Here is a 25,787-nt window from a genome sequence, read left to right as displayed (position 1 = left end):
ATCATTTAGTCTAAGTATTTGGATCGCGGTTTTTGTTTTTAACAAGAAGTTAGGGACATGGTAAGTGTTAAAACTTGCTATGTCCCTGATTTTTTTATTTGAGATAATTGATAATATAGGGCATGATTTCATTATTACATATATGAGGGGTCTAAATATGAATGATCAAACGAGATGGAATATGAAATATAACGAACGTCTTCAGGACTTAAAATTACCGCACCCAAATCCCAGATTGCAAAATGCAGCAACCTATTTGACAGGCGGGAAAGCGCTTGACTTGGCCTGCGGTCTGGGTGCAAACAGTATGTTCCTTGCGGGGTTAAACTATCAGGTCGAAGCTGTCGACATTTCCGATATTGCGGTTCATTATCTACGGGAACTAGCAGTCAAAAAAAACCTGAACATCCATGCAAGGGTTTGCGATCTTACAAGGGAAATAATTTGCGAAAAGAATACGTTTGATTTAGTTGTGATTACCTATTACCTTGACCGTTTGCTGTTATCGACGGTAAAGGACCTTATAAAAGCCAAGGGTTATTTTTTCATGGAAACGTACTATCAATCGCTCAGCACGGACGGTCAGGGAATGTCGAATCAATACAAACTGCAGCCAAAAGAATTGTTACGGGAATTTGCCGATTGGACGGTTATTTATTTTGAAGAACATGAAGCAGAGGAGCGCCAGACAATCTTTTGCCAGAAACGGTAAGGCCTTCTTCCAATATTTATAGGAAGGGTTTGACAGCAATGGAAATTTCAATGAAAATGAAAGTAATCTGCTTAATTGAAAGCTCAACCAGAAAGGGTGAAGACTTATTATTGAAGACATCATATTTAGCTTTCTATTTATTGGAGGCATTTATTATTTGCTTAGAAATCTATTAAATTTGAAAAAAGCGGCCGAACAAGCGAACAGTGCACTTTATCCGATCCATGAAAGTGAATTTGCCGAGATTATCGTTCCCGTTGAGTGGAAACCGATGGAGCCACTTTCAAAAACCTCTAAATCCTACCGGTATGTCAAATGGGGAACGCTTGCCGCCTTGGTGTTGTTATCGGTTCTATTGTTGGTGGTCGTTACCACTGATATCTTCACATCGCCGTATTTAAGTATGGCATATATATTTTTCGCCATTATCAATGGAGTCCGCCATCGAGGAAGCCTGTTTATTTTACCAAAGGGAATCATTCTGAATGGAAAGTTTGTATCTTACCATCAAATAAAACATTATCAGACTGAACAAATTGTCCGCTGGCATGATTTATATGGACTGGATCCAAAGGTTAACAACGCCTATAAGTTAACAATCAAGCTAAAACGGACATGGTTCCAACCGCAATACTTAGTGGTTGCGACAGCCGGACAGCTTGATAAAATTACAACATTAATGGAGCAAAACGGTGTGGTGAGTGAATCTAAAATGGATTAATTTTTAAAAAGCGGTAGAGAGGCGGGGACCAGGTGGTTACACCGAAATCAGATGATTCACAGGCATTGGAATTGCAGCGGGATTCATTACATAGTTACATAGACTCGCCGGAAAAGCAGCAACAGTTATACAAGCGGACGTTGGCCGTGGTCGTGACTGCGCAAATTTTTGGCGGTGCCGGTCTTGCAGCAGGGGTGACCGTCGGGGCGCTCATTGCACAAGACATGCTAGGGACAGATGTGCTTGCAGGGTTGCCCACTGCAGTTTTCACTCTGGGGTCAGCAGGGGCCGCGTTGTTTGTAGGACGAGGTTCACAACGGTTTGGTCGAAGGTTTGGCCTCGGGACAGGTTTTCTGGTTGGGGGCATTGGCGCAATTGGGGTGGTTCTTGCGGCAATTTTTAATAATATCTTTCTATTTTTTGCATCTCTATTAATCTATGGTTCCGGTGCTGCCACCAATCTGCAAACGCGTTACGCCGGGACGGATTTGGCAAGCTCGACACAGCGGGCAAGAGCGGTGAGCATTGCGATGGTTGCAACAACATTCGGTGCTGTGGCTGGGCCCAACTTGGTCGGTGTCATGGGTCGATTTGCCGGTTCTATTGGTGTTCCGCCATTGGCCGGACCATTCATTCTCTCAGCAGCTGCCTATCTCCTTGCCGGATTAGTTCTGGCACTATTTTTGCGTCCAGACCCGCTAAAGGTTGCAAACCTTATAGCGGCAAAAAGACACAAGACGGAGTCTTTAACGCTGGAAACTCCAGTCTCCCTTATAAAAAATAATCGTGAGGTCGTGGTCGGTGCCACAATCATGGTCCTAACACAGATTGTCATGGTCGCGGTCATGACGATGACACCCGTGTACATGGGGCACCATGGCCATGGATTGAGTGCCGTTGGACTTGTCATTGGCATTCACATTGCTGCGATGTTCTTGCCGTCATTGATAACCGGTGTTCTTGTCGATAAGTTTGGACGAATGAAAATGGCCATGGCCTCCGGAGCGACTCTGTTGGCAGCCGGTTTGCTGGCAGCTTTTGCACCTGGTTCTTCTTTATTTGGGATCATCATCGCGCTCGCTCTCCTTGGTCTTGGTTGGAACTTTGGCCTTATTAGCGGCACAGCACTCATCGTGGACGCGACACATCCAAAAACCCGCGCTAAAACACAGGGAACCGTCGATGTTTTGATTGCTTTGGCCGGTGCCTCCGGAGGAGTGCTATCTGGGATGGTCGTCGCTCAATCCAGCTATGCGACACTTTCGCTTGCCGGCGGTTTCCTTGCGCTATTGTTGATTCCGGTCGTGATTTGGTCACGAGGTAAACATTTGTGACCCACAAGCACCACCAGATTTTTGCCGAATGTTTTTTTAAAAAATTACATGAAGAAGTGAGTGTATGAATAGATGAAACTGTTATCGAAGAAAGCGGATTTTACGATATCCAATAAGGGGATTAGTGCCATTGAATCTATTATGATTGGCGGCGTTAGTCAATCCATCCTCATTCAAACAGAAGACCCTGCAAACCCGATTCTTTTCATGCTCCATGGCGGGCCAAGTATGCCCGTTCCAGGTGTTTCAAGCCGTGGAAGAGATTATGCGTTAGTCACCTGTACAAAACAACTGGTCAAGCATTTCACCCTTGTTTTTTGGGACCAGCGCGGTACAGGTAAATCTTTTTCAAAACATATTTCGAAAGAAACAATGCATCTAAACCAATTTATTAGTGATGCAAACGAAGTGATTGATTATCTGTTACAACGGTTTAACCAGCCTAAGCTGCACCTTGTGGCCCATTCCTGGGGGACGGTGATCGGGCTTTCGCTCGCCAAACAAATCCCAGAAAAGCTGTACTCCTATACTGCTTTTTCACAAATAACTAATTGGGTGGAAAATGACAAACTTTGTTATCAATGGTTGCTGGAAAAGGCGAAGGAAACTAACAATCAAAAAGCAATCAGGGAATTAACGGAAGTGGGGGAACCGCCATACTTAGAAAGCTTCAAACAGTGGGGGCTTATGAGAAAATGGCTGCTCAAATACAAATCGATGGTTTATGAAGCCGGGGATAAAGGGTCGGCAAGCTATGCCAAAGCTGCGCAAATTATGCTCGGTTCTCCAGATTACTCGTTAAAAGATGTCTATCATGCTTTGGTTTCAGGCTTTAAATTGTCCTATTCAGACCAGATGATTGATGACTTGAACACCTTTGATTTCTTTTCCGAAGTTCCAAAGCTTGAAATTCCGGTCTTTTTCATTCATGGAGAAAAGGAGACACATGTCTGGGCTGAATTGGTTCAAAAGTATTTCGACCAGTTGGAGGCGCCACTTAAAAAACTACATTGGTCAAAAAAATCCTCCCATGCCTTTCACCTGGAAGACGCTAAGGAAAATGAACAAATAGTGATTGAGAATTTGACTCTGCTAAGTAAGCACTAAAAAATTTGCTTTAATATACAAGCTTGTATATTAAGGCTATTTTTTTGTAATACTTTATGTCACATAAACTGTTTGCTCTTTTTTCGGAAAATTGCAGGAACTCGCTATTGATTTAGCGAATATGGTTACCTGAATAACCTTTAGGAGGGGAATCATGTTTCCAATTGAACAAATCCGTCAGCAATTTCCAGCGTTAACACGTACATATCGGGAGAAACCAGCTATTTATATGGATGGACCAGGGGGTTCACAAGTACTAAAGCCAGCTATTGATGCGATGGTAAGTTATATGTCCCGAGGCGGTGCGAATCTTCATGGTGAATTTCCAACTAGCAAGGAGACCGAGCAGCATATTGAAACAGCTAGAAAAGCAATTGCAGATCTAGTCGGTGCCAAGCCAACCGAAGTGGCATTTGGACAAAATTCCACTTCGTTAATGTTTCCTGTAGCTCGCGCTTTGAGTAAAACTTGGACTGGAACGGATAATATTGTCGTCACCGAAATCGACCACCGTTCCAATGTCGACTCATGGGCTACCGCTGCACAGGATTCGAATACAGAAGTTCGTTTTATTCCTGTTGATGTCGAGACCTTAACATTGGATCTGTCAAAACTACAAGAACTCATTGATGAGAATACGAAACTGGTAGCCGTTTCTCTTGCTTCAAATGCGGTTGGCACGATTACTGATATAGACTTAATTGCAAAACGCGCCCATGAGGTGGGGGCCTTACTAGCTGTGGATGCTGTTCATGCTGCTCCGCATTTTCCGGTTAACTTTAAGAAAATGGGTGCTGACCTCCTATTTTGCTCGGCCTATAAGTTTTTCGGGCCACACCTAGGGATGGCAGTGATAAAAGACAATGTGTTTGAAAAACTTGCTGTGTATAAGCTGCAGCCGGCACCGCAGTATTATCCTGACAAATTGGAAACCGGTACCCAAAACCATGAAGCGATTGCTGCGATGGACGCAGTAGTGAATTTTATTGCCAGCCTAGGCGAAGGATCGACAAGAAGAGAAAAAATTGAAAATGCTTTTAGTAGAATTGAAGAATATGAGAATCGTCTTGCTGAAAAGCTAAGGGCCGCTCTAAAGAGTATTCCGGAAATCACTTTATATCAAGCGCCTGATTCCGTTGCCAAAACACCCACGATTGCCTTTACGATTAAAGGTACTGATCCGGTTAAAGTATGCCATTACCTTGCAGAAAACCACGCTATTTTTATCGCAAGCGGGGATTTCTATGCATCGACCCTTGCTGATAAACTCGGAATCAATGTCACAGGTGGATGGATTCGCGCCGGACTTGCGCCTTATAACACTGAAGCCGAAATTGATCAGGTGATTGGGGCAATTCAGTCCTATGTTCGGACACAGGTTACCGTAAAGACATTCTAATTAAATCGGATGCATGTAGAAGGCCGGATTCAAAAAGAAATCCTGCTTTCTTTTTTTATTTAAGGCAGCATGAATCTAAAGTGCTATAATCCTCGAAATATTGGAAAAGACTAGGTATAATGTTGAATGAATGTTTTTACATAAGGAAAACTAGCCATAGAAATATGACAAACAAAATTGATAGGAGCGTTACTTATGATTGGAAATGGACAAAAAGAAACACCACATATTAAACCGAATGGAGTAGAAATTGCTGAAACGATTTTGCTGCCTGGCGACCCGCTTCGGGCCAAATTTATAGCCGAGACCTATTTGGAAAACGCCCAGCAATTTAATTCAGTCCGCAACATGTTCGGCTTTACCGGGACATATAAGGGAAAGAAAGTGTCGGTAATGGGGACAGGCATGGGCATGCCAAGCATGAGTCTGTATTCCTGGGAACTGATTCATGTGTTTGGCGTAAAAAATCTGATTCGGATTGGTACTTGCGGGGCGATACAAGACCATATGAATTTATATGATTTGGTGTTTGCCATGGGAGCTTCCACTGACTCCCGTTATGTGCACCAGTACAATCTGCCAGGCGAATTTGCTAACATTGCTTCGTTCGAGCTTCTTGAAAAAGCGAAAAAGGCAGCAGACCAGAAAGGGTTTCCTGTCCACGTGGGCAATGTACTGACGAGCGATATTTTTTATAACGCCGATCCAACTGCTATTGAAAAGTGGCAGAAGATGGGGATTCTTTGTGTGGAAATGGAAACGGCCGGGCTTTATATGAACGCTGCCTATGCAGGGGTAAACGCATTAACGATCTTAACCGTCAGCGACCATATTATTCGCAATGAACAAACTACACCAGAGGAAAGACAGCAAGCGTTCACCAACATGATGGAAGTCGCGCTTGAGTTGGCTTAAAAGTATGCCGTGCGAGGTGATAAAGGAATTCACCTCACACGGCAACTTTTTTTAAAAATTAGTCTCTTTTCCGACAATATTCTGTCAAACTCCTCCGACTTTTTTCGTGTTTTTTAGATAACATTCGAAAAAAAACAAGTTTGGTTGTATAATATAAACTTGTGAGAAAGGAAGGAGGAATATAATCATGATGCAATGGACTTTAGCAGGCTTGTTTGCGGTGTCAGCGTTATTGCTCGTTTTTTCAATATTAAAATCCAATCGCGCTGCGAAGGCAGAACATAGCCAAATTGATATGGTGCATATTGAAACAATGAAAGAAATCCATGCACTACAGGATTCACTGCGGAATATGGAGCTTGACATGGAAGTGGTCGTGACAGAAGCAGGCATACCATTTTCTGCTGATGAAATCGTATTTAAACGTGAAGTGCTAGATTTATATAAACGCAACTATTCCATCGCGAGCATTGCCGAGAAAAAAGGCGTCTCAGAAGCCGAAATTGAACAGTTGCTTGCACCTTACCAAAAGGTGAAGGAAGAAAGGAGAATGGTTGCAAATGCGAATTAACTTGTTAAGCAGCTTTGCGGCCGGACTTCTGCTTGCAACTACGATTAGCGGTGCTGTTTACTTTAGTGAAAAAAGTGATGCTCCGAAAGCCGCAGCATCCAAATCCAAGGCAACTGAACCCGCCAAAGCTTCTGCAGCGGATCCAAAACAAGAGCTCGAAGCAAAGGGCTATGTCGTGCTGACAAAAGAGGAGTATGACGCGAATGTAAAAAATGCCGAGGAGGCAGGAAAAACTCAAGCGCCACCGGCAAATCCTGAGGCTGCCAATACGGTTACCAAGATTGTCATTAATGTTTCTGAAGGTATGAATAATATCGATGTTGGCAGAATCCTTGTCCAAGCCGGTTTTATTGAAAACGCGTTTAACTTCTCTAAAGATATCGAGGCAAGAGGTTTGCAAAATAAATTGCGCCCTGGCTCATATTCTGTCGATAGTGGAATGTCGTACGATCAGATGATTGCTATCATCTATAGACAATAACACCAGAATAAAAGCCGCCACCCTTAGGTTTTCGGGGTGGCGGCTTTCGTTCTATTCTACTGTAACAGACAACGACTTAACCAAAATCGATGGGGAACCAATCGGTGAAAGCGGGAAAATCAGGTCTGATCCAACCTCCTGTACATCCTTAAGCAGTTGATAGAAGTTCCCCGCGATTGTCATCAGGTTTACCGGGTATTGGACTTTTCCATCCTTGATGAAAAATCCATTGGCTGCTACCGAAAAGTCACCTGACACTTGGTTTGTTCCGGAATGCAAGCCTGATAGATTCGTAATGAATACTCCTTCGTCCACAGCCGCAACTAAATCATCAAATGAAGCGGCGGCAGGCTGTATATAAAGGTTAGATGGACCGACTTTGACTGAACTCTTATAGGAATCCTTCTTGGCATGCCCAGTCGTTATCGTTTGATCCTTCTTCGCTGTTTTTTGATTATGAAGCAGCGATTGCAAGACTCCCGATTCTACCAGTGTCAATTTCTTTGACGCGACACCCTCGCTGTCAAAGGTTCTGCTGGCCAGACCCTCCTCTAGAAGCGGGTCATCAACAATTGTAATTTTTGGGTTGGCGATTTGTTGCCCTAGTTTATCGTTTAACGCTGAAAGTCCAGCCTGGGTATTTTCTGCTGAAAAATTGGCAGTGAACGCAGCAAGTAAGCTGGCTGCTGCATCATTTCGCAATAAAACCGGATATTCCTTGCTTGGGATATTTTTTGAACCTAGTTGTGAAAGGGATGCTTCGGCGATTTTTTTGGCGAATTCTTTCGCATTTAAGCTATTAAAATCCCTTGTCATAATAAATTCAAAGGCAGATTTGGTTTCCTCGCCGTTATTTGCAATCGCAAGCAGGTGGGCATACATATAATTTATTTGGTCTGTTAAGGTCAATCCCTTATTATTTGCCAACGTTTTCGTGATCGACTCTGACCGGAGCATACAATAGTCTGTTGCAACAATACGCGGGTCGTAAGCTAGGACCTCACGCTCCACATCCTTGATGAATTGGATTTTCCCCTGGATACTGACTTCATTTAATTCTGTCGAGAAAAAGTTACCTTGTTCATAGCGGTCACTTCCGGCAAAAATTTCTTCTATATACTCGTCATCTATCACACTAGCATTTTCAGTCGCGTTTTTAAGCAAGAAGGGGATGGAAGCTTCATCAATTTTTTCAGTATAAGCATAGCCCATTTTTCCGTTGACGATGCCACGGAAGGACACGCCGCCGTCTTCCGCCAATTCATACTGCTCTATATCTCCATTATGGACTTGGCAGCCGAAGACTTCTTTCTTTTCAAAATAAATCTCAATATCTGAAAAACCATTTGTCTGGGCTTCTGAAAAAAGCCTCGTTTGAAATTCTTGGATATTCATCGATTATTCCCCCTTGGTTCCGCCAACGGTGATTTCACTGACACGAATCATCGGCTGTCCCACGTTCACTGGAATGCTGCCGCTAAGGGCGCCGCACATGCCGGCGCCATGCCCCAAATTGTTTCCGACCATATCGACCAACTGGAGTGTTTTTGGCCCGTTGCCGATTAACGTGGCACCTTTTAACGGCTTGCCGATCTTGCCGTTTTTCACTTCATAGGCTTCCATGATGGCAAAGTTATAGTCACCTGTAGCCGGCTCTACCTGACCGCCGCCCATATATTTCGCATAAATTCCGTGTTCGGTATTAGCGATAATTTCTTCCGGCGTTGATTTACCCGGCGCGATAAACGTATTAGTCATTCTGGAGGTCGGGGCAAACCGGAACGATTCCCGTCTTCCGGAACCTGTCGACTCCATTCCCATCTTGCGGGAATTAAATTTATCAATCAAATAGCCTTTAAGAATTCCATTTTCAATTAGGACGTTTTTGCGGGCCTTTTCGCCTTCATCGTCAATGTTGATGGAGCCCCATTCATTCAAGAGTGTCCCGTCATCGATATATGTAACAATTTCAGGTGCGACCCTTTCGCCAAGACGATTGGCAAAAACGGACGTATTTTTGGCAACGGAAGTAGCTTCCAAGCCATGTCCGCAAGCTTCGTGAAAAATAACGCCGCCGAACTCGTTATCGATAATGACAGGGAATTTTCCGCTCGGGCACGGACTGGCGTCCAGCATCGTCACGGCCATTCTTGCCGCTTCATTGGCATAATGGTCAAGGTTTAAGGTTTCGAAAAATTCGTAGCCTTGGTGGGCCCCAGGTCCATAAAAGCCTGTTTCCATTTTATGATCACGTACGGCTACAGCTTGGATTGCCATTCTGGAGCGGACTCGTTTGTCTTCCACGAATTTTCCTTCCGAATTGGCAATGAGCACGTTTTGTTCTTCGTCCATTAACCGGACGGTAACTTGTGAAATACTGGAGTGATACCCTTTGGCCGTTTCGGATGCTTTTTTCATAACAGCAATCTTTCTGGCTTTCTCAACCTCTTGCGGCATGATTTGGATGGGGTGGAGCGTTGGAAACGATTCGTGAACGAGTGGTGCAGGCCGGATAATGCCGGTGCCTTTAATAGCCTGTGCCGCATTTCTGGCAGTTTTTAAAAGCCCGTCTTTCGAAAAGTCGGTGGTATAGGCGTAGACGCTCTCCATTCCTTTAAAAATCCGGATGCCGATACCAAAATCACGGCCCGAGAGAGCGGTTTCAATATTTCCGCTTTTTAGGGTGATGTTATTGTTGAAACGATCCTCAACAAAAATTTCGGAAAAATCCCCACCCGTCGATAAAGCGGCTGTCAATACGTCTTCAATTAATGATCGACTAAGCATTGTAGACCCCCTGTTTTTTATTTTAGGAAGATTCAGATTTCGTTATGTAGAATCTTCCCACCTTTATAGGATACTACAGGATTATTAAAATTGGCTAATTTCACCTAATGCGAATTTGACTGCGTGACGTTAGCCGGTCTAATAGACAAAATGGAGGGGAAGAGGGGTGAAACTGTCTAATAGACGGCTTCTATAAGACAAAATGACGGGGGGAAGGGTGAAACTGTCTAATAGACAGCTTCTATTAGACAAAATGACGGGAAGAAGGCTAAAACTGTCTAATAGACAGCTTCTATAAGACAAAATGACGGGGGAAAGGGTGAAACTGTCTAATAGACAGCTTCTATAAGACAAAATGACGGGGGGAAGGGTGAAACTGTCTAATAGACAGCTTCTATAAGACAAAATGACGGGAAGAAGGCTAAAACTGTCTAATAGACAGCTTCTATAAGACAAAATGACGGGGGCAAGGGTGAAACTGTCTAATAGACAGCTTCTATTAGACAAAATGACGGGGGCAAGGGTGAAACTGTCTAATAGACAGCTTCTATAAGACAAACACATGGGTCAAAGGGCTTGAAAAGAATTTTTTATCAGATAGGTGAAAGACAAAACTAGTGTCCTTTATTATGAGAGTTGAACTTCCAACCACTTTCGCACACTATTGATAAACCAAATCTTCGTGGCCTTTTCCAGATCTCCTAATGTTAGTGTTTTCTCTCGAATTTCCCCAGAATTAAGCAGCCAATCGCGATACGTACCTGCCAGCAAACCGCTTGTTAACGACGGTGTCCATAATTGTCCGTCCATCTCCACAACAAGATTCCCATTCGTAAACTCAGTCAATTCCCCGTCCTGATTCCAAAGGAGAACGTCGAAAGCATCTGCTGGCTTTTTCGCTTGAAATTCGGAGTAGATGTCGCGATTGGTCGTTTTATGGTAGAGAAACAGATTCTCTTTATCTACCGGCTTGTCGGCTAAAACCACCTTTACTAACGGATCAGATTTCGCGATCGGTGTACCTTCTATAGTTACCCGACCATCCTTAGCCAATAAAAGACGGACCTTAAATTGACCTTTTTCTAAAGTTGCTGAAAAATTATGTAACGCTTGGCGAACATTATCCAGAACGAACGAGAAACCAAAGTATTGTGCTGAACGATTCAATCGGTTTAAATGTTCCTCCAACAAGAAGTAGCTGCCATTATCCCATAGCAAGCTTTCCAGCAATTGAAATTCCGGCCGGTTTTCTTCAAGCAGTCGTGCTTTTGCCAAAATTTCCGCATACTCGCCTTCGGTTGTGGAGTCCCAGGTGATCCCGCCGCCAACTCCATAGGTAGCTTGGCCTGTCTGATGTTCAATAAACACCGTTCTAATCGGCACATTGAAAATAGCTTCTTTCCCCGGTGTAATGAACCCGATTGCTCCACAATAAACGTCTCGTGGTGAGTTTTCCAATTCTGAAATGATGTTCATCGTGCTAATCTTAGGTGCACCCGTAATCGATCCGCAAGGAAACAAAGCCCGAAAAATATCAACCAGTTTAATGGCAGGTGAAACTTGAGCGGTAATCGTCGAGGTCATTTGGTGCACGGTTGGGTAATGCTCAATTTCAAATAGTTTGGAGACAGAAACTGTCCCTGGTTCGGCGATCATTCCTAAATCATTGCGGAGCAGATCGACAATCATCAGGTTCTCGGCCCTGTTTTTCTCGGAATGGTAAAGCCAGTCAGCGATCGCTTGGTCCTCTCCCCATGTTTTTCCACGTTTCACGGTACCTTTCATTGGCCTGGTCGTAATCCTGTCATCCTTTAGATGGAAAAACAACTCGGGGGAGGCCGATAAAATGCTGTGGGCACCCGTGTTTATATAGGCACAATAATTGGAGGCTTGAGCAGCTTTTAATTTTTCAAAAAATGCGAGCTCATTACCTTGAAAACTGGAGTTAAGGCGAATGGTATAGTTTGATTGATAGGTATCGCCATGTTCAATGGCATGTTTAATCCCAGTAATCGCTCGATTGTACTCATCCATGGAAACGGATGGCTTCCAGTCGGTGAGTGTATACATGGAATCCTTGCCGCCGATTGCCTGATGTAATGGTTCCTGAAAAATCCCAAACCAAAGCAGAGGCATTTTGCCTCCTGCTTTTACTTTATAGGCGGAATCAAATGCGGGTGCGCTTTCGTACGACAAAAAACCAGCGGCATAATAGCCGTCGTCAACAGCTTCCTGGACCATTTGAAAGCAGGGAAGAACGTCATCAATCTTGTGTGCCTTGATCACTTTCATTGGTTTTTGAAAGGTAAGCGGTTGGATTTTACCCGTAGAATCAGCAAACTCAAAACATAACATGGGGAGATTACGTAAGTGCATAGTTTTTTTCCTTTACAAAAAAATTTTTCAACATCGTCATACCATGTTCCGTAAGGATGGACTCCGGATGGAACTGGACTCCCTCAACCTTAAACTGTTTATGGCGCAGTGCCATGATTTCACCATCTGCTGTTGTGGCGCTGACTTCCAGGCAAGAGGGAAGGGAAGCCTCATCCACGATTAAAGAATGATATCTAGTCACTTGGAGTGGGGTGTGGATTCCCTCAAAGACTCCTTTTTGATCATGGGATATTGTTGAGATTTTCCCGTGCATTGGCTGTCGCGCTTTTGTTACCATACCGCCGAATGCCTGAGCGATAATTTGATGCCCGAGACAAACACCCAGTATGGGGATATCCTGAAAATAATGCTTTACAACTTCCAGGCATATACCGGCTGAATCAGGGTTGCCAGGTCCGGGTGAAATTAATATGTGATCCGGCTTCACGCAATCAATAGTGGCAAGAGTTACCTGATCATTTCGAATAACGGTAACATCTTCCCCCAAAGTCCGGACATATTGAACTAAATTGAAAGTAAACGAGTCAAAGTTGTCAATCAGTAAAATCATCGCAAGATCGGCTCCATTTCTTCGGGTATTTTTTGGCCCTCAATGTATTTAAACAGGCATAAACACCCGAAGTTAATCATAAACAAATCAGAACCTTTAGTAAATGGATTCTGTTGCAATTACTTGCTTTTTGCTTATTTTTAATGGAATAATGGAATGAAGTTTTTTAAGTAGGTGAAGGTAATGACGACAGCAAGAAAACAAGTGTTATTTATTGGCGCCGGGCGGATGGCCCAGGCGATTATTGCCGGACTGAATGGGAATGATGATTTCTCCATACATGTTGCTAACAAAGGAAACGAAGAGCGCCTCGCGTATGTTCGCGAGAAATATGGGGTAGAAACATCCGGATCCTGGGTTGAAATGGCCGCAAAAATGGATATCATCGTATTGGCGATGCCCCCAGACGCCCATGGGACCTTATTTGAGGAGCTAAGCGGCTTGGTTCACGGACAGTTGATCCTGACCGTAGCTGCAGGAATTGGACCTTCCTATATGGAGGCGATGCTCCCGAATGGAACACCAGTTGCATCGCTAATGCCAAACACGGCAGCAAAACAAGGCGAATCAATGACATTATACGCGCCAGGTCAACATGTAACGAAAGAGCACCTCGAATTAATTGAGGCATTGTTAAAGGGGATTGGGGAGTACGAAAAGGTAACCGAGCAACAAATTCACGAACTGACAGCCATTACTGGAAGTGCCCCGGCGTTTATGTATCTAGTGGCAGAAGCACTGGAACAAATGGCGGTAGAAACAGGTATAACGAAAGAACAGGCAAGAAAGCTAGTTGCTCAAATGATTGCGGGGTCTGCCCAAATGCTTAAAACAAACATAGGTACACGGGAATTAATCGATGAAGTTGCGACACCTGGAGGCTCTACAGCAGCAGGTTTAGAGGTGCTCGAAGCAGGGGAGTTAAATCCATTGTTTCGTCAAGCAATTGATGCCTGCCGTGAAAAAGCAAAAATATAATGGAAAAGAGGGCCAAGTCTCCCATATAGGAGCTTGACCCTCTTCCATTGAAATCACAAGTTACTGGCCTTGTTGATTTCGTAATGCCTGTTCAGCGTAAGCGACAAGACGCTTCGTCATTTCGCCGCCGACTGAACCGTTTGCTCGTGCGGTCGTATCAGCACCCAGCTGCACTCCAAACTCGTTGGCGATTTCTTCCTTCATTTGATCCAGAACATTGCCTGCACCAGGGACCAATAGTTTGTTTCTAGCCATGATACATCACTCCCGACGATTTTTTTGAGCAATTAATAAATTGCTCGTATATAATTTAACCTATTTGAAAATCCTAATTCGTAGCGGAAGCAATCGGCATATTTTTCTAAAAAACGCAGGGCTATTTTGCATAATAATTTTGCGTATAATAAGGGTGCGATTCACTGTTAAAGGCGACGCCGACCCCCAAATACTTATAACCCTGTTTCAAAATATTTTCGCGGTGTCCAAGGGAATTCATCAAGCCTTCATGGGCAAAAATGCTGCTGAACTGGCCGTAGGCAAGATTTTCACCGGCCAAATGGAAAACAATATTGTCCTCTTTCATCCGATCAAAAGGGGATTCGCCCTGCAGATTTGTATGGTCAAAGTATTGATTCTCAGCCATATCCGCACTATGCTTGCGCGCCGTTGTCCTTACATGCTCATCCCACGTTAACACTGGAAGATTATGCACCACCCGGGCGGCATTTGTTAAATCAAACATTTGATATTCAAAGCCTTCCTTCAGTGCTGGACTAGCCTCGGTGTAAAAACCATTCTTTTTATCCTCAAGCTCCTTACTGATTAACTGCATGGCCGTAACAGTATTATTCTCATGTTTGTCGTAAAAAATCGTGACATAAGTGTGATCAATCAAAAATACATCATAATCAGCATCTTTTTGAAATTGATAAATCGTCATACCTTTTTGGATACCCGAGAGCGGTTCGCCTAACTTGGCCCGAACATCCGCTTTCGAGCTGCCCATTTTAATGCCATTGCTGGATGAAATCAAATCCTGATTGGTATATAATCCAGCGGCCTTGTTGTTTCCGTCATACATAATCATAAAAAAGTCTTGATAATTGTTATGATAGGCATACCAGTTGGTCCTGTACTCATTCACGGAAACTCGGTCTGCCTGCCCCAAATTATGTTCTATTTGATCTCTTGGGTTGCCAAGCTCTACATTATGAATCGAAAATAATTGCTGTGCAGGTGCCTTCAATTCCAACTTTTCATGCTCTTGTGGCTCTGATTCTTTTGGAACCTGGTCTAATTGGAGATTCAACTGCTGCAATAACTCCTGAACATGATCAAATATTGTATTAATAGCAGCTACCGCTTCGGGATTGTCTTTTAACTCATTGATTTGGGTGCCGATTTGTTCAATTGCCTGCCCATATTCGGAACCGCTTAGTTGTTTTTCTATGGAAGGTAATGAATAAGTCAGCAAAAATAATGATGCAATCAGCATCAGGAATCGAAACATAGATCCACCTCCATTACTAACAGAATTATAACCAATCCCGAAAAAATATATAAGCAATATGCATAGCTTGCTTTATTGCTTTATATCAAAAAACGTAGAATTTTCCAACTGAATACAATATCATCGTACAAACCTAAAATCATAAATTTTTCCATTTTACACATTCTAAATAAACGGAGGTGAAAAAATGGAAAAGGAAAATCAGCAAATGACCAATACAAATAATCAACAAACAGACAATGACGCCATTATGAATCGAGTTAATCAAACTTTTGATAAAATTGCCCAAGATGTGAAAGACATGATAAATGAAAATAATCAAATGTCATAGTGAATCCCCAAAAAACGCTTCTTTTTGAGGCGTTTTTGTTTGGTGTTTATTCCCATTATTGAATATGATGAAACTAGACAAATTTTTTTAGAGACCCCGTATCTTATCATCCCGCTGAATCGTTAATAGGTCAGAGAGTGCAAAAGGAGTGAAATTCATGGCACAGAACTATAATTCCAAATTTGTTGAAGAAACTCTACAACCCAAGGATTCATTCTGGGCAGAGCATTATCCAAAACTTCAACGTTATTGTCACTTCCTGGCCCAAAATGAGTGGGATGGTGATGACATCGCCCAGGAAACATATTTGAAAGCATTACGGTATGGGCATGAGCAACAAAAGCTAACCCCAGCCTTGTTAAATAAAATAGCCTATCACCATTGGATTGATTTGCTGAGGAAACGAAAAAAGGAAACCATTTTCGAAAAAGTGCCTTCTGAATGTCTGCATCATCCCCTTGATGACATAAAAAATACGGTCGACCTCATGCTGAAACAGTTTACACCAAAGCAGGCCGTTATATTTTTGTTAAAAGAAGCATTCCAATATCAAATCAATGAAATATCAGAAATGCTGGAAACAACAGAAATGGCCGTTAAAGCGAATTTGCATCGCGCCAAAAAGCGGATTGAAAAACAGGAGGACGATTCCTTTTCGGTTGATTCTTTTTGGACGGATGAGGAACGAGACCGATATTCCGAGTTATTTTACGAGGCGCTTAAAAATCAGGATCCGACCATCCTAATTAAAACGTTCCCAGCGGTAATGCCGAAAGATATTTCAGAAAACAAACAAAAAGTACAAATGTTCTCTCCTTCTAGCACTCTCTGTATGGCTGCCTAGCCTATTTGCTGTTAAGGAGGAATGAATAAATGAACACAATCCCATATGTCATTGAACAAACGAATCGGGGTGAGCGCTCTTACGATATTTATTCGCGGCTATTAAAGGACAGAATCATCATTATCGGTGATGAAATGAACGACCATTTGGCAAACAGTGTTGTGGCCCAACTACTGTTTTTGGCGGCAGAAAATCCGGAGAAGGAAATTTCCTTATATATCAACAGTCCCGGCGGGTCGACGTCAGCCGGCTTTGCCATTTTTGATACGATGCAATACATTCAACCTGATGTAAGGACGATATGTACCGGAATGGCGGCCTCGTTTGGCGCCATGTTGTTGCTCGCCGGAACGAAAGGCAAACGGTTCGCTCTGCCAAACAGTGAAATCATGATCCATCAACCGCTCGGCGGAGCGAGAGGGCAGGCCACCGAAATCGAAATCTCGGCGCGAAGGATCTTAAAGCTTCGCGAGCATATCAATCAAATTATTTCTGCGCGGACAGGACAGCCGTTGGAAAAAGTGGCAAAGGATACTGACCGCGATTACTTTATGAGTGCAGAAGAAGCCAAAGAGTATGGGATTATTGATGATATATTACATCCGAAATAAGATAGTTAAATGCTCGGTAAGCAACGCAACTTCAGTCCCAAGTTCGGCAGAGGAAATTGCGGATTCTTTCCGAAAAGTAAGCGCTGATACAATTGATGCTTTGAAGCAGCAGTGGACAGATGCCTCATTATCAGAAATGAAAAATGTGTTCGGGATGGATATGCCGGGAGGGATCATGCTGTTGATGCTGAACAAGCATATCATTCATCACCGCGGACAAATTTCTGTGCTCTTCCGACAGGCAGGCTTACGGGTTCCGGGGATTTACGGACCAACAAGACAGGATTGGAGTCAAATGGGCATGGATGCACCGACTATTTGACAAGGAAGGCACTTTGGAAACAAGGTGCTTTTTTGATGCGCTGAAAATCGTTTGTTCGGGAAATCCCGGGAAATTTAAAGGGAAAAGATTACCATAGGTTGAATATAGTATGAAAGGGATGATTATATTTTAAAAAAAGGTGGTACTTCAATGTCAGCAATTCCAAGACCGGCATCAACGGTCGTGCTAATGGATCCGGAATCCAGGGTTTACATGACGAAACGACCGGAATCAATGAAATTTATGGGCGGATTTTATGTGTTTCCCGGCGGTGCGGTTGAGCAGGGTGACGAAATGGTAGATTGTGAGTTTTTTTCAGGGGAGTTGAATCATGCATGTTCGCACGCCTTTTACATGGCAGCAGCAAGAGAATTATTTGAGGAAGTTGGCATACTGCTTTGCCAAAATGCGGACGGTTCCAGTGTCCTATTAGATGAGGGTACGGTAATGGAATACCGACGTCTGCTCACTGATGGGGAAATTTCTTTTTTACATATGTTAAAAAAGGAAGGGCTCCAATTTGACTTTGGAAAATTAGCCTATTTCGGACAAATTATTACCCCAAAAATGAGTCCCATTCGCTTTGATACAAGGTTTTTTCTGGCTAAACTGCCGGAAGGCCAATCCCCAAAATCAGATGTCTATGAAATCAGTGATTCTCTGTGGATTTCACCGGAAGATGCCTTGGCAGCAGGTGAAACTGGTAAGATTTCATTGGCACCGCCAACGATCCATACACTAAAGACGATTATCAATTATTTACAAGGCCAGCCTTTAATAATGCCAGAGTTTAAGCTTTCTGACTACAAGCCAGTATTTTAAAAAATTGCCCGGAGACGAACTCCCGGGCAATATCTTTATTCTTTTAAGAGAAAAATAGAATCCTGCTTAGTAACAGAACCTTCCTTGATTAATTTGATTAGGTGGGCCTCAGTGGTTCTTCTTGCCACCTCATAAACGCTTGGGTGGGGAAGCTCCTGATAAATCATGTTGGTCAAATCAACTGACGTTAACTTTTGATGTTGTTTTAAAAGCGAAACGATTTGATTTTCACGCAATAATCTCCGCTGAATTACAAATTCAATATGTTCATAGGGTTTTTCAATCCAACCGCCATGTCCCGGGCCGATTTTCTTCATCTTCAATTCTTTTAAACGATACAAGGTAGAAAGATAGTCGGACATATTTCCATCAGGGGGACCAATCCACGAAGTTCCCTCCGCGACGATATTATCTCCTGCCACTAGAATTTCCATAGAAGGAATATAGAGGTTTAATTGACCGGCTGTATGGCCCGGAGCATGTATAACTTGAATTTCTTCGCCGCCAACATGCATCACATCCCCATCGTTTAAAAAAGATACTTTGTCAACGGGTGAAATAGCAGACAAGGTCGCCTGTTTTTCGTTTTGATGGCAATAGATAACCGGGTTCCAGTCCATTAATTGCCTGACGCCGGGAGCATGGTCCGGATGGGAATGGGTAAGGATGATCGCATGCGGGATTGCTATGCCGTTTCTCTTTAAGGCTTCATCCAATTCTGTTCGTGTCTCAGGCTGATCATACCCGGCATCCACCAAAATACTCTCGTTTTCGTTGCCAATTAAGTACCCATTTGTTGTAAAATGCGGCAGCAAGGTGGGGGTAGGGATTGGAACGCGAATAATTTTTAATTGATTCCCATCTATCACAGTCATCATCCTTTCAATCCATTTTGTCATCTACGACTAGTTCTTTACTTATTCATCATGAATACGTTGAATTCCTGCACAATATGGATGAAAGACAAAACAAACAGAAGCCACCAGAAATTGCTCATCCTTCATAAACGGTTCGACCGACAAGAATGGGCAGTATCTTTTGTTTAATTCCTACTTGACTTATAGGAATAGTGAAATTATGCTTATGATTATAGCAATCCATTTTTTTATAAAAATATGAATCAGGAACAAGAATCGTGTATATACACAGTGGGGGGATATTTTTGCAACTTCAGGTATTGAACAGTCCGTTTACAGAGGAGCAGGCAGAACTCCTTAATCGTCTTCTGTCAACATTAACCGAGCCGCAAAAGGTCTGGTTAAGCGGCTATTTGGCAGCGTCGCTAAATTCATTGGCACAAGCTCCCTCAGCAGGGACTGTAACAAGCTCAAATGCCCAGCAAGCGACAAAGGAAGTAACGGTTCTTTATGGGTCACAAACCGGTAACTCAAAGGGTCTTGCAAAAAAAACAGCAGCGGCACTTGAAGGGAGCGGCGTTCAAGTAACTGTCTCCTCTATGAGTGATTTCAAGCCAAATAACCTCAAAAAGGTGCAAAACCTGCTTATTATTGTCAGCACCCATGGTGAAGGAGAACCACCTGACAGTGCGAAGACCTTTCATGAGTTTCTGCACAGCAAACGGGCTCCAAAGCTTGATGGTGTTCAATTTTCCGTATTGGCTCTCGGAGACAGCTCGTACGAATTTTTCTGCCAGACCGGAAAAGATTTCGATAAGCGTCTTGAAGAGCTTGGCGGGACTAGACTGTATCCCCGGTTTGACTGCGATGTGGATTTCGACGAGCCGGCAGCAGAATGGCTGCATGGTGTCCTTGGTGGCTTAAGTGAGGTACAGGGTGGAGCTGGTGCAGCCATCCCTGCAGCCAGTGTGAAGGCAGAAGAATCTGTCTATTCCAGAAGCAATCCGTTCCATGCCGAAGTACTTGAAAATATCAATCTAAACGGGCGCGGTTCAAACAAGGAAACCCGTCATCTTGAATTATCGCTCGAGGGTTCTGGCCTAGTATTCCAGCCGGGGGACAGCCTCGGTATCTATCCGGAAAATGATTCGACGCTGGTTGAAGCGATATTGGCAAAATTGACTTGGAGCGGGGAAGAGCCTGTAACAGTGAAACAAGGTGATGTTCGTCCGCTTAAAGAGGCGCTCCTCTCATACTATGAAATTACCGTTTTATCAAAACCGCTTTTGGAAAAAATCGCCCAATTGTCTACTAACGTTGAACTTCGGGAATTGGTGAGCAATGCGACTGACTTAAAAGCTTATATCGAGGGCAGAGATTTACTTGATTTAGTTACCGATTTTGGTCCATGGGGTGAAAATGCGCAGGAATTTGTCTCTGTGCTAAGAAAAATCCCGCCGCGTCTTTATTCGATTGCCAGCAGTTTGGCGGCTAATCCGGATGAAGTGCATTTGACGATTGGCGCGGTGCGGTATGATGCCCACGGACGCGAACGAAAAGGCGTGTGTTCGACTTTGGCCGCAGAGCGCCTCGAGGCGGGAGACACACTTCCTGTATTTATCCAGCACAATGAAAACTTTAAATTGCCGGAAAACCAGGATGTTCCAATCATTATGGTTGGACCAGGTACAGGCGTTGCACCGTTCCGCTCGTTTATGCAGGAACGAGAGGAAACAGGCGCCTCCGGCAAATCGTGGATGTTCTTTGGCGACCAGCATTTCGTGACCGATTTCCTTTATCAGGTGGAATGGCAAAAATGGCTGATGCAGGGGGTTCTCACGAAAATGGAGGTGGCATTTTCACGCGACCAGCAGGAAAAGGTTTATGTGCAGCACCGGATGCTCCAGCATAGCAAAGAACTTTTCCAATGGCTGGAGGAGGGTGCTTACTTATATATCTGTGGTGATGAGAAGTATATGGCCCATGATGTCCACCAAACCCTGCTTGAGATTATTGAAAAAGAGGGCAGTTTAACCCACAGCCAGGCTGAGGAATATCTGGCCAAAATGCAGCAGCAAAAACGGTACCAGCGCGATGTTTATTAAGTTGGATTGGAAAGGAGATCGATCAACATGGTGAAGCATTTGTTAACATCGCCGGACGGACCGCCCAGCGATGTAGAAGGTATTAAAGTAAACAGTGACTATTTGCGCGGAACGCTGAAGGAAGTCATGGAGGACCGGCTAAGTGCCGGGATCCCTGATGATGATAACCGCCTGATGAAGCACCACGGCAGCTATTTGCAGGACGACCGCGACCTTCGCAATGAGCGGCAAAAGCAAAAGCTGGAGCCAGCCTATCAGTTTATGCTCCGTGTCCGGGCTCCGGGCGGTGTGGTAACGCCGGAACAATGGCTTGTCCTGGATAGACTTGCCGATAAAAATGCGAACGGAACGATCAAATTAACGACTCGGCAGTCATTTCAGTTCCATGGCATTTTAAAATGGAACATGAAGGAAACGATTCAAGAGGTTCATCATACGTTATTGACCACGCTCGCTGCATGCGGTGATGTCAACCGGAACGTGATGTGCAACCCGAACCCTGATCAGTCCGAAATTCATGGCGAGGTTTATGAATGGGCGAAGCTATTAAGTGATTATTTGCTGCCGCGCACTCGGGCGTATCATGAAATTTGGCTGGATGAAGAGAAAGTGGCCGGGACGCCGGATGTGGAAGAAGTCGAGCCATTATACGGTCCAACCTATTTGCCGCGAAAGTTTAAAATTGGCATCGCCGTACCGCCATCCAATGATATTGATCTGTTTTCACAAGATCTTGGGTTTATCGCCATTGTTGAAGCTGGTAAACTTGTCGGATTTAACGTCGCCATTGGGGGAGGAATGGGCAGCACCCATGGTGACAAAGCGACCTATCCGCAGGTGGCAAAGGTAATCGGTTTTTGTACCCCTGACCAAATTGTCCAACTAGCGGAACAGACGATTGCAATCCAACGCGATTATGGCAATCGTTCTGTTCGCAAAAATGCCCGGTTTAAGTACACTGTGGACCGCATCGGACTTGATGTCGTGAAGAAAGAACTGGAAGACCGCCTAGGCTGGACCTTGGCTGAGGCGAAGCCTTACCATTTTGACCACAACGGAGACCGATACGGCTGGGTGAAGGGTGTTGGCGGCAAATGGCATTTTACCCTGTTTGTCGAGAATGGCCGAGTGAAAGACTTCGATGGCTATCAATTGAAGACGGGCTTAAGGGAAATTGCGAAGGTTCATACAGGTGATTTCCGATTAACTCCAAACCAAAATTTGGTCATTGCCAATGTATCGAGCCAGAAGAAGAAAAAGATGAACGAGTTGATGGACCAATACGGTCTAACTGATGGGAAGCATCATTCCGCCATTCGCCGCAATTCCATGGCTTGTGTCGCCCTGCCGACTTGTGGATTGGCATTTGCCGAAAGTGAACGGTATCTGCCGGGGTTAATTGATAAAATGGAGGAAATTGTCGATGAGCATGGACTTCGTGACGAGGAGATTACCATCCGCATGACCGGCTGTCCAAATGGCTGTGCCCGTCCGGCACTTGCTGAAATTGCTTTGATCGGTAAAGCTGTGGGCAGATATAATTTGTATTTGGGTGCGGCGTTCGACGGCAGCCGTTTGAATAAAATGTATCGTGAAAATATCGGAGAAGCGGAGATTTTGAGTGAACTTAGAATGCTGCTTGGCCGTTATGCAAGAGAACGTGAGGCCGGTGAGCACTTCGGCGATTTCGTCATTCGGGTGGGTATTGTTAAAGCAGTAGAAGATGGAACGCAATTTCATGATTAAAAGTGTGAAAAAGCCTGGAATTCTATATTCCCGGCTTTTTTTGTATAGCATTTTGCTCAGTTTTTAACATGTACATATGAGGAAATACTGTCATCCCATTGAAAAATCCCATCTTGCAGCTGGATCACAGTATCAAACGGACATGGGATTGAATCTGCATGGTCAGATTGTAGCTGTTCCCTTAGTAATAGCAGCTCATCTTTTGTGGCAACCCGGAAAATATGGTGGAGAGTAATATTTTTTTCAATAATCCCATTTTTCCTGCAGAGACTTTCTTGAAAACTCTTATTAAACTGAATCATCATCGGCAAATCATTCACACAAGCAACCCCAAAAACTTCTTTGATGGTATCCTCATAGCGAAGCTGAGTGGCTGTGGCAAACTTGATAATATCCTTCTCAGGATTTTCCAAAATATAAATGGTTTCAACCGGACTCCCCATTTAATACACCCTTTCTAAAAAAAACGAGAAAAAATTATTTTTCCTACTATAATGATAACATATTTTTTTCAATTCATGTAAGCACAGGATTTATATGAATTTTCTTTATTCGACAAACTTTTCCAGTTTCTTTTGCTATGATTGTTTTTAATGAGTTTATGGCTTGCCTGGAAGGGGATGAGAAGAATGAAATTGATTACATTTATTGATCATAACGGTAATAAAAAAGCTGGTTGGCTGAATGGTGAGCATGTTTATGACATGGAGCTTGTTAGCAAGGGAGAACTGCCTGATAATGTGCTGAATTTCATTAAATATCATTCGGTTTGCTTACCTATAGCGCAGAAATTAGCCAATGAAGCGGAACCAACGTATTTGATAAGCGAGGTTACGTTAACTGCACCGCTTCCGAACCCGCCAAGTGTCCGGGATTTCATGGCATTTGAGCTGCATGTATTGAATGCCCGGAAACGGACTGGCAGAAAAGTCCCGGAAGAATGGTATGAGATACCTGCGTTTTATTTTTCCAACCATTTAGTGTTATCAGGGCATGAGGAAAAAGTGGAGCGGCCGGCGGGATGTATGGCCCTCGATTATGAGTTGGAGCTGGCATGCATTATTGGGAAAGAGGGCAAGAACATTAAAGCTGAGGAAGCGGAGGACTATATTTTCGGCTATACGATTTTCAACGATTGGTCGGCCCGTGATTTTCAGCAGAAAGAGATGAAAATCGGCTTGGGGCCGGCGAAAGGCAAGGACTTTGCAACTTCGATCGGCCCTGTAATTGTAACCAAGGATGAAATGGAGCAGTATCGTGATGACAACCGCCTTGATTTGACCATGACAGCAAAGGTAAATGGAAATTTGCTCTCCCAGGGCAATGCGAAGAATATGTATTACAGCTTTGGACAAATGATTGAGCGGGCTTCAGCCGGTGTGACGCTCTATCCGGGAGATATCATCGGTTCAGGTACCGTTGGTACGGGGTGCTTGTTGGAACTTGGACCTGAGGAACACCGCTGGCTAGAACCGGGGGATACAGTAGAAATGGAGATTGCCGGAATCGGAAAATTGAAGAATCAGATTGTTTAAGAAAAGCCGCTAATTTATTATGACATTTTTGCAAATACTTTGTAACAATTGACAAGTTTGTGAATATTCCCTAAAATTATTATTGTTACGACAAATGGAATCACAAAAAGGGGGAATCTTTAATTGAGTAAGAAAAAATTTCATTTCTCTATGGTACTGCTCCTGGTTTTATCTATGATTCTAGCTGCATGCGGCTCCGATAAGAAGGAGACAAGCGGAGACAATGGCGGGGAAAAGGCAGCAGAAAAGCCAAAATTCATTAGTATTTTGACAGGTGGTACAGGTGGTACTTATTATCCTCTTGGCGGATCGTTTGCAAAAATTATTAAGGATGCAACTGGTATTGAAGCCAACGCGGAGACAACAGGTGCGTCTGCTGAGAATATGAACACTCTTAAGAAAGAAGACGGGGAAATCGCCTTTACACAAACGGATATTGCTTCATATGCCACTGAGGGCAAGTTAATGTTTACTGAAAAAGTGGACAATATCCAAGCTATCGCTACACTTTACCCAGAAACCATTCAAATTGTCACTACTGCTAAATCAGGCATTAAATCCGTTGAAGATTTAAAAGGGAAAAAGGTATCAGTCGGTGCGCCTGGTTCTGGTACTGTAGCGAACGCTGAACAAATCCTCGAAGTTCATGGCATGACATTTGATGATATTAAAAAACAAGATTTATCATTTGATGAGTCGACACAAGGAATTCAAGATGGAACTATTGATGCGGCATTTGTAACAGCAGGTACCCCGACTGGTGCTGTGGAAGGACTATCTGCCACAGAAGAAGTGGTCATTGTACCGATTACTCAGGATAAAATTGACGCTTTAATCAAAAAATATCCGTATTATGTACAGGATGAAGTTCCTTCAGGTACTTATAAATTAGATTCAGCTGTGAAAACGGTTGCAGTCCAAGCAATGCTTGTAGCAAGAAAAGATTTGTCGGAACAAGTGGTTTATGACATTACCAAGGCTATTTTCGAAAACCTTGATAAAGTAACCCATGCAAAAGGGAAACTCATTAAGGTCGAAAATGCTCTCAATGGGGTAGGGATTGAAGTCCATCCAGGAGCCAAAAAGTACTTTGACGAAAAAGGTGTCAAAGCGGAGTAAAGTCTGAATAAAAATCGTTGACCGGCTGCAATC

26 protein-coding genes are annotated in these 25,787 nt (G+C 43.6%); 18 read left to right on the top strand and 8 right to left on the bottom strand.

Annotated features, from left to right (window positions below; genetic code table 11):
- Nucleotides 1-157: 157 nt before the first annotated feature.
- From M3234_RS07280 to M3234_RS07245, 8 genes are all read left to right on the top strand, one after another.
- Nucleotides 158-712 (top strand): class I SAM-dependent methyltransferase, encoded by a 555-nt coding sequence (locus tag M3234_RS07280; RefSeq protein WP_262304057.1) that lies wholly within the window; start codon nucleotides 158-160, stop codon nucleotides 710-712.
- A gap of 157 nt (nucleotides 713-869) precedes the next feature.
- Nucleotides 870-1,433, top strand: coding sequence for a hypothetical protein (locus M3234_RS07275; protein ID WP_262304056.1), 564 nt, complete (start codon nucleotides 870-872; stop codon nucleotides 1,431-1,433).
- 32 nt (nucleotides 1,434-1,465) lie between these two features.
- Nucleotides 1,466-2,767, top strand: coding sequence for an MFS transporter (locus M3234_RS07270; RefSeq protein ID WP_396953926.1), 1,302 nt, complete (start codon nucleotides 1,466-1,468; stop codon nucleotides 2,765-2,767).
- 72 nt (nucleotides 2,768-2,839) lie between these two features.
- A complete protein-coding gene (locus M3234_RS07265; RefSeq protein WP_262304055.1) occupies nucleotides 2,840-3,874 on the top strand; it encodes an alpha/beta fold hydrolase in 1,035 nt (344 codons plus the stop codon).
- Between the two features lie 154 nt (nucleotides 3,875-4,028).
- On the top strand, nucleotides 4,029-5,273 hold the full coding sequence (locus M3234_RS07260) for a cysteine desulfurase-like protein (protein WP_262304054.1): 1,245 nt from the start codon (nucleotides 4,029-4,031) through the stop codon (nucleotides 5,271-5,273).
- Between the two features lie 195 nt (nucleotides 5,274-5,468).
- Nucleotides 5,469-6,188, top strand: a complete 720-nt coding sequence (gene deoD, locus M3234_RS07255) for a purine-nucleoside phosphorylase (RefSeq protein ID WP_262304053.1) — start codon at nucleotides 5,469-5,471, stop codon at nucleotides 6,186-6,188.
- Nucleotides 6,189-6,375: 187 nt separating this feature from the next.
- The gene (locus M3234_RS07250) at nucleotides 6,376-6,759 is read left to right on the top strand and encodes a hypothetical protein (protein WP_262304052.1); all 384 of its coding nucleotides are present in this window, start codon (nucleotides 6,376-6,378) and stop codon (nucleotides 6,757-6,759) included.
- Nucleotides 6,749-7,240, top strand: coding sequence for an aminodeoxychorismate lyase (locus M3234_RS07245; RefSeq protein ID WP_262304051.1), 492 nt, complete (start codon nucleotides 6,749-6,751; stop codon nucleotides 7,238-7,240). The genes M3234_RS07250 and M3234_RS07245 overlap by 11 nt, the downstream gene beginning before the upstream one ends.
- Nucleotides 7,241-7,291: 51 nt before the next feature.
- Here the strand turns inward: M3234_RS07245 and M3234_RS07240 are convergent, their stop codons facing one another.
- The 4 genes from M3234_RS07240 to M3234_RS07225 form a co-directional block, all read right to left on the bottom strand.
- Nucleotides 7,292-8,635, bottom strand: coding sequence for a TldD/PmbA family protein (locus tag M3234_RS07240; protein WP_262304050.1), 1,344 nt, complete (start codon nucleotides 8,633-8,635; stop codon nucleotides 7,292-7,294).
- A 3-nt stretch (nucleotides 8,636-8,638) separates the two neighbouring features.
- Nucleotides 8,639-10,027 carry a TldD/PmbA family protein gene (locus tag M3234_RS07235; RefSeq protein ID WP_262304049.1) on the bottom strand — a complete coding sequence of 463 codons (1,389 nt, stop codon included), beginning with the start codon at nucleotides 10,025-10,027 and terminating at the stop codon, nucleotides 8,639-8,641.
- Nucleotides 10,028-10,654: 627 nt separating this feature from the next.
- On the bottom strand, nucleotides 10,655-12,403 hold the full coding sequence (pabB, locus tag M3234_RS07230; protein ID WP_262304048.1) for an aminodeoxychorismate synthase component I: 1,749 nt from the start codon (nucleotides 12,401-12,403) through the stop codon (nucleotides 10,655-10,657).
- Nucleotides 12,390-12,974: an anthranilate synthase component II gene (locus M3234_RS07225; protein ID WP_262304047.1), complete on the bottom strand. Its 585-nt coding sequence runs from the start codon at nucleotides 12,972-12,974 to the stop codon at nucleotides 12,390-12,392. The genes pabB and M3234_RS07225 overlap by 14 nt, the downstream gene beginning before the upstream one ends.
- A 183-nt stretch (nucleotides 12,975-13,157) precedes the next feature.
- Here M3234_RS07225 and proC point away from each other — a divergent pair, with 183 nt between their 5' ends.
- On the top strand, nucleotides 13,158-13,952 hold the full coding sequence (gene proC, locus M3234_RS07220; RefSeq protein ID WP_262304046.1) for a pyrroline-5-carboxylate reductase: 795 nt from the start codon (nucleotides 13,158-13,160) through the stop codon (nucleotides 13,950-13,952).
- Between the two features lie 60 nt (nucleotides 13,953-14,012).
- Here the strand turns inward: proC and M3234_RS07215 are convergent, their stop codons facing one another.
- Nucleotides 14,013-14,207 carry an alpha/beta-type small acid-soluble spore protein gene (locus M3234_RS07215; RefSeq protein WP_262304045.1) on the bottom strand — a complete coding sequence of 65 codons (195 nt, stop codon included), beginning with the start codon at nucleotides 14,205-14,207 and terminating at the stop codon, nucleotides 14,013-14,015.
- A 121-nt stretch (nucleotides 14,208-14,328) separates the two neighbouring features.
- Nucleotides 14,329-15,462, bottom strand: a complete 1,134-nt coding sequence (locus M3234_RS07210; protein ID WP_262304044.1) for a CAP domain-containing protein — start codon at nucleotides 15,460-15,462, stop codon at nucleotides 14,329-14,331.
- 187 nt (nucleotides 15,463-15,649) lie between these two features.
- On the opposite strand from M3234_RS07210, the gene M3234_RS07205 reads away from it, so the two are divergent.
- From M3234_RS07205 to M3234_RS07185, 5 genes are all read left to right on the top strand, one after another.
- Nucleotides 15,650-15,793 (top strand): hypothetical protein, encoded by a 144-nt coding sequence (locus M3234_RS07205; RefSeq protein WP_156431156.1) that lies wholly within the window; start codon nucleotides 15,650-15,652, stop codon nucleotides 15,791-15,793.
- 157 nt (nucleotides 15,794-15,950) lie between these two features.
- The gene (locus tag M3234_RS07200) at nucleotides 15,951-16,637 is read left to right on the top strand and encodes a sigma-70 family RNA polymerase sigma factor (RefSeq protein WP_262304043.1); all 687 of its coding nucleotides are present in this window, start codon (nucleotides 15,951-15,953) and stop codon (nucleotides 16,635-16,637) included.
- 29 nt (nucleotides 16,638-16,666) lie between these two features.
- The gene (gene clpP, locus M3234_RS07195) at nucleotides 16,667-17,248 is read left to right on the top strand and encodes an ATP-dependent Clp endopeptidase proteolytic subunit ClpP (protein ID WP_262304042.1); all 582 of its coding nucleotides are present in this window, start codon (nucleotides 16,667-16,669) and stop codon (nucleotides 17,246-17,248) included.
- On the top strand, nucleotides 17,226-17,570 hold the full coding sequence (locus M3234_RS07190) for a DinB family protein (protein ID WP_262304041.1): 345 nt from the start codon (nucleotides 17,226-17,228) through the stop codon (nucleotides 17,568-17,570). Before clpP ends, M3234_RS07190 begins: the two co-directional genes overlap by 23 nt.
- 150 nt (nucleotides 17,571-17,720) lie before the next feature.
- Complete coding sequence (locus M3234_RS07185) at nucleotides 17,721-18,392, top strand: NUDIX hydrolase (RefSeq protein WP_262304040.1); 672 nt, start codon at nucleotides 17,721-17,723, stop codon at nucleotides 18,390-18,392.
- Between the two features lie 35 nt (nucleotides 18,393-18,427).
- Here M3234_RS07185 and M3234_RS07180 read toward each other — a convergent pair whose 3' ends face one another.
- The gene (locus M3234_RS07180) at nucleotides 18,428-19,291 is read right to left on the bottom strand and encodes an MBL fold metallo-hydrolase (protein ID WP_262304039.1); all 864 of its coding nucleotides are present in this window, start codon (nucleotides 19,289-19,291) and stop codon (nucleotides 18,428-18,430) included.
- Between the two features lie 263 nt (nucleotides 19,292-19,554).
- Between M3234_RS07180 and M3234_RS07175 the strand changes: the two genes are divergently transcribed.
- Nucleotides 19,555-21,354 (top strand): assimilatory sulfite reductase (NADPH) flavoprotein subunit, encoded by a 1,800-nt coding sequence (locus tag M3234_RS07175; protein WP_262304038.1) that lies wholly within the window; start codon nucleotides 19,555-19,557, stop codon nucleotides 21,352-21,354.
- A 27-nt stretch (nucleotides 21,355-21,381) separates the two neighbouring features.
- Entirely contained in the window at nucleotides 21,382-23,100 is a 1,719-nt protein-coding gene (gene cysI / locus M3234_RS07170) for an assimilatory sulfite reductase (NADPH) hemoprotein subunit (RefSeq protein ID WP_262304037.1), read from the top strand.
- Nucleotides 23,101-23,156: 56 nt separating this feature from the next.
- Here cysI and M3234_RS07165 read toward each other — a convergent pair whose 3' ends face one another.
- Nucleotides 23,157-23,543, bottom strand: a complete 387-nt coding sequence (locus tag M3234_RS07165) for a hypothetical protein (RefSeq protein WP_262304036.1) — start codon at nucleotides 23,541-23,543, stop codon at nucleotides 23,157-23,159.
- 186 nt (nucleotides 23,544-23,729) lie between these two features.
- Between M3234_RS07165 and M3234_RS07160 the strand changes: the two genes are divergently transcribed.
- Both M3234_RS07160 and M3234_RS07155 read left to right on the top strand, forming a co-directional pair.
- On the top strand, nucleotides 23,730-24,635 hold the full coding sequence (locus M3234_RS07160) for a fumarylacetoacetate hydrolase family protein (RefSeq protein ID WP_262304035.1): 906 nt from the start codon (nucleotides 23,730-23,732) through the stop codon (nucleotides 24,633-24,635).
- A gap of 123 nt (nucleotides 24,636-24,758) precedes the next feature.
- Entirely contained in the window at nucleotides 24,759-25,754 is a 996-nt protein-coding gene (locus tag M3234_RS07155; RefSeq protein WP_285858305.1) for a TAXI family TRAP transporter solute-binding subunit, read from the top strand.
- The last annotated feature ends 33 nt before the right edge of the window (nucleotides 25,755-25,787 follow it).

Source organism: Neobacillus niacini, from assembly GCF_023715785.1.
In the GTDB taxonomy this organism is placed as follows: Bacteria; Bacillota; Bacilli; order Bacillales; family Cytobacillaceae; genus Neobacillus; species Neobacillus niacini_E.
This window is presented reverse-complemented; position numbering and strand designations above follow the sequence as displayed.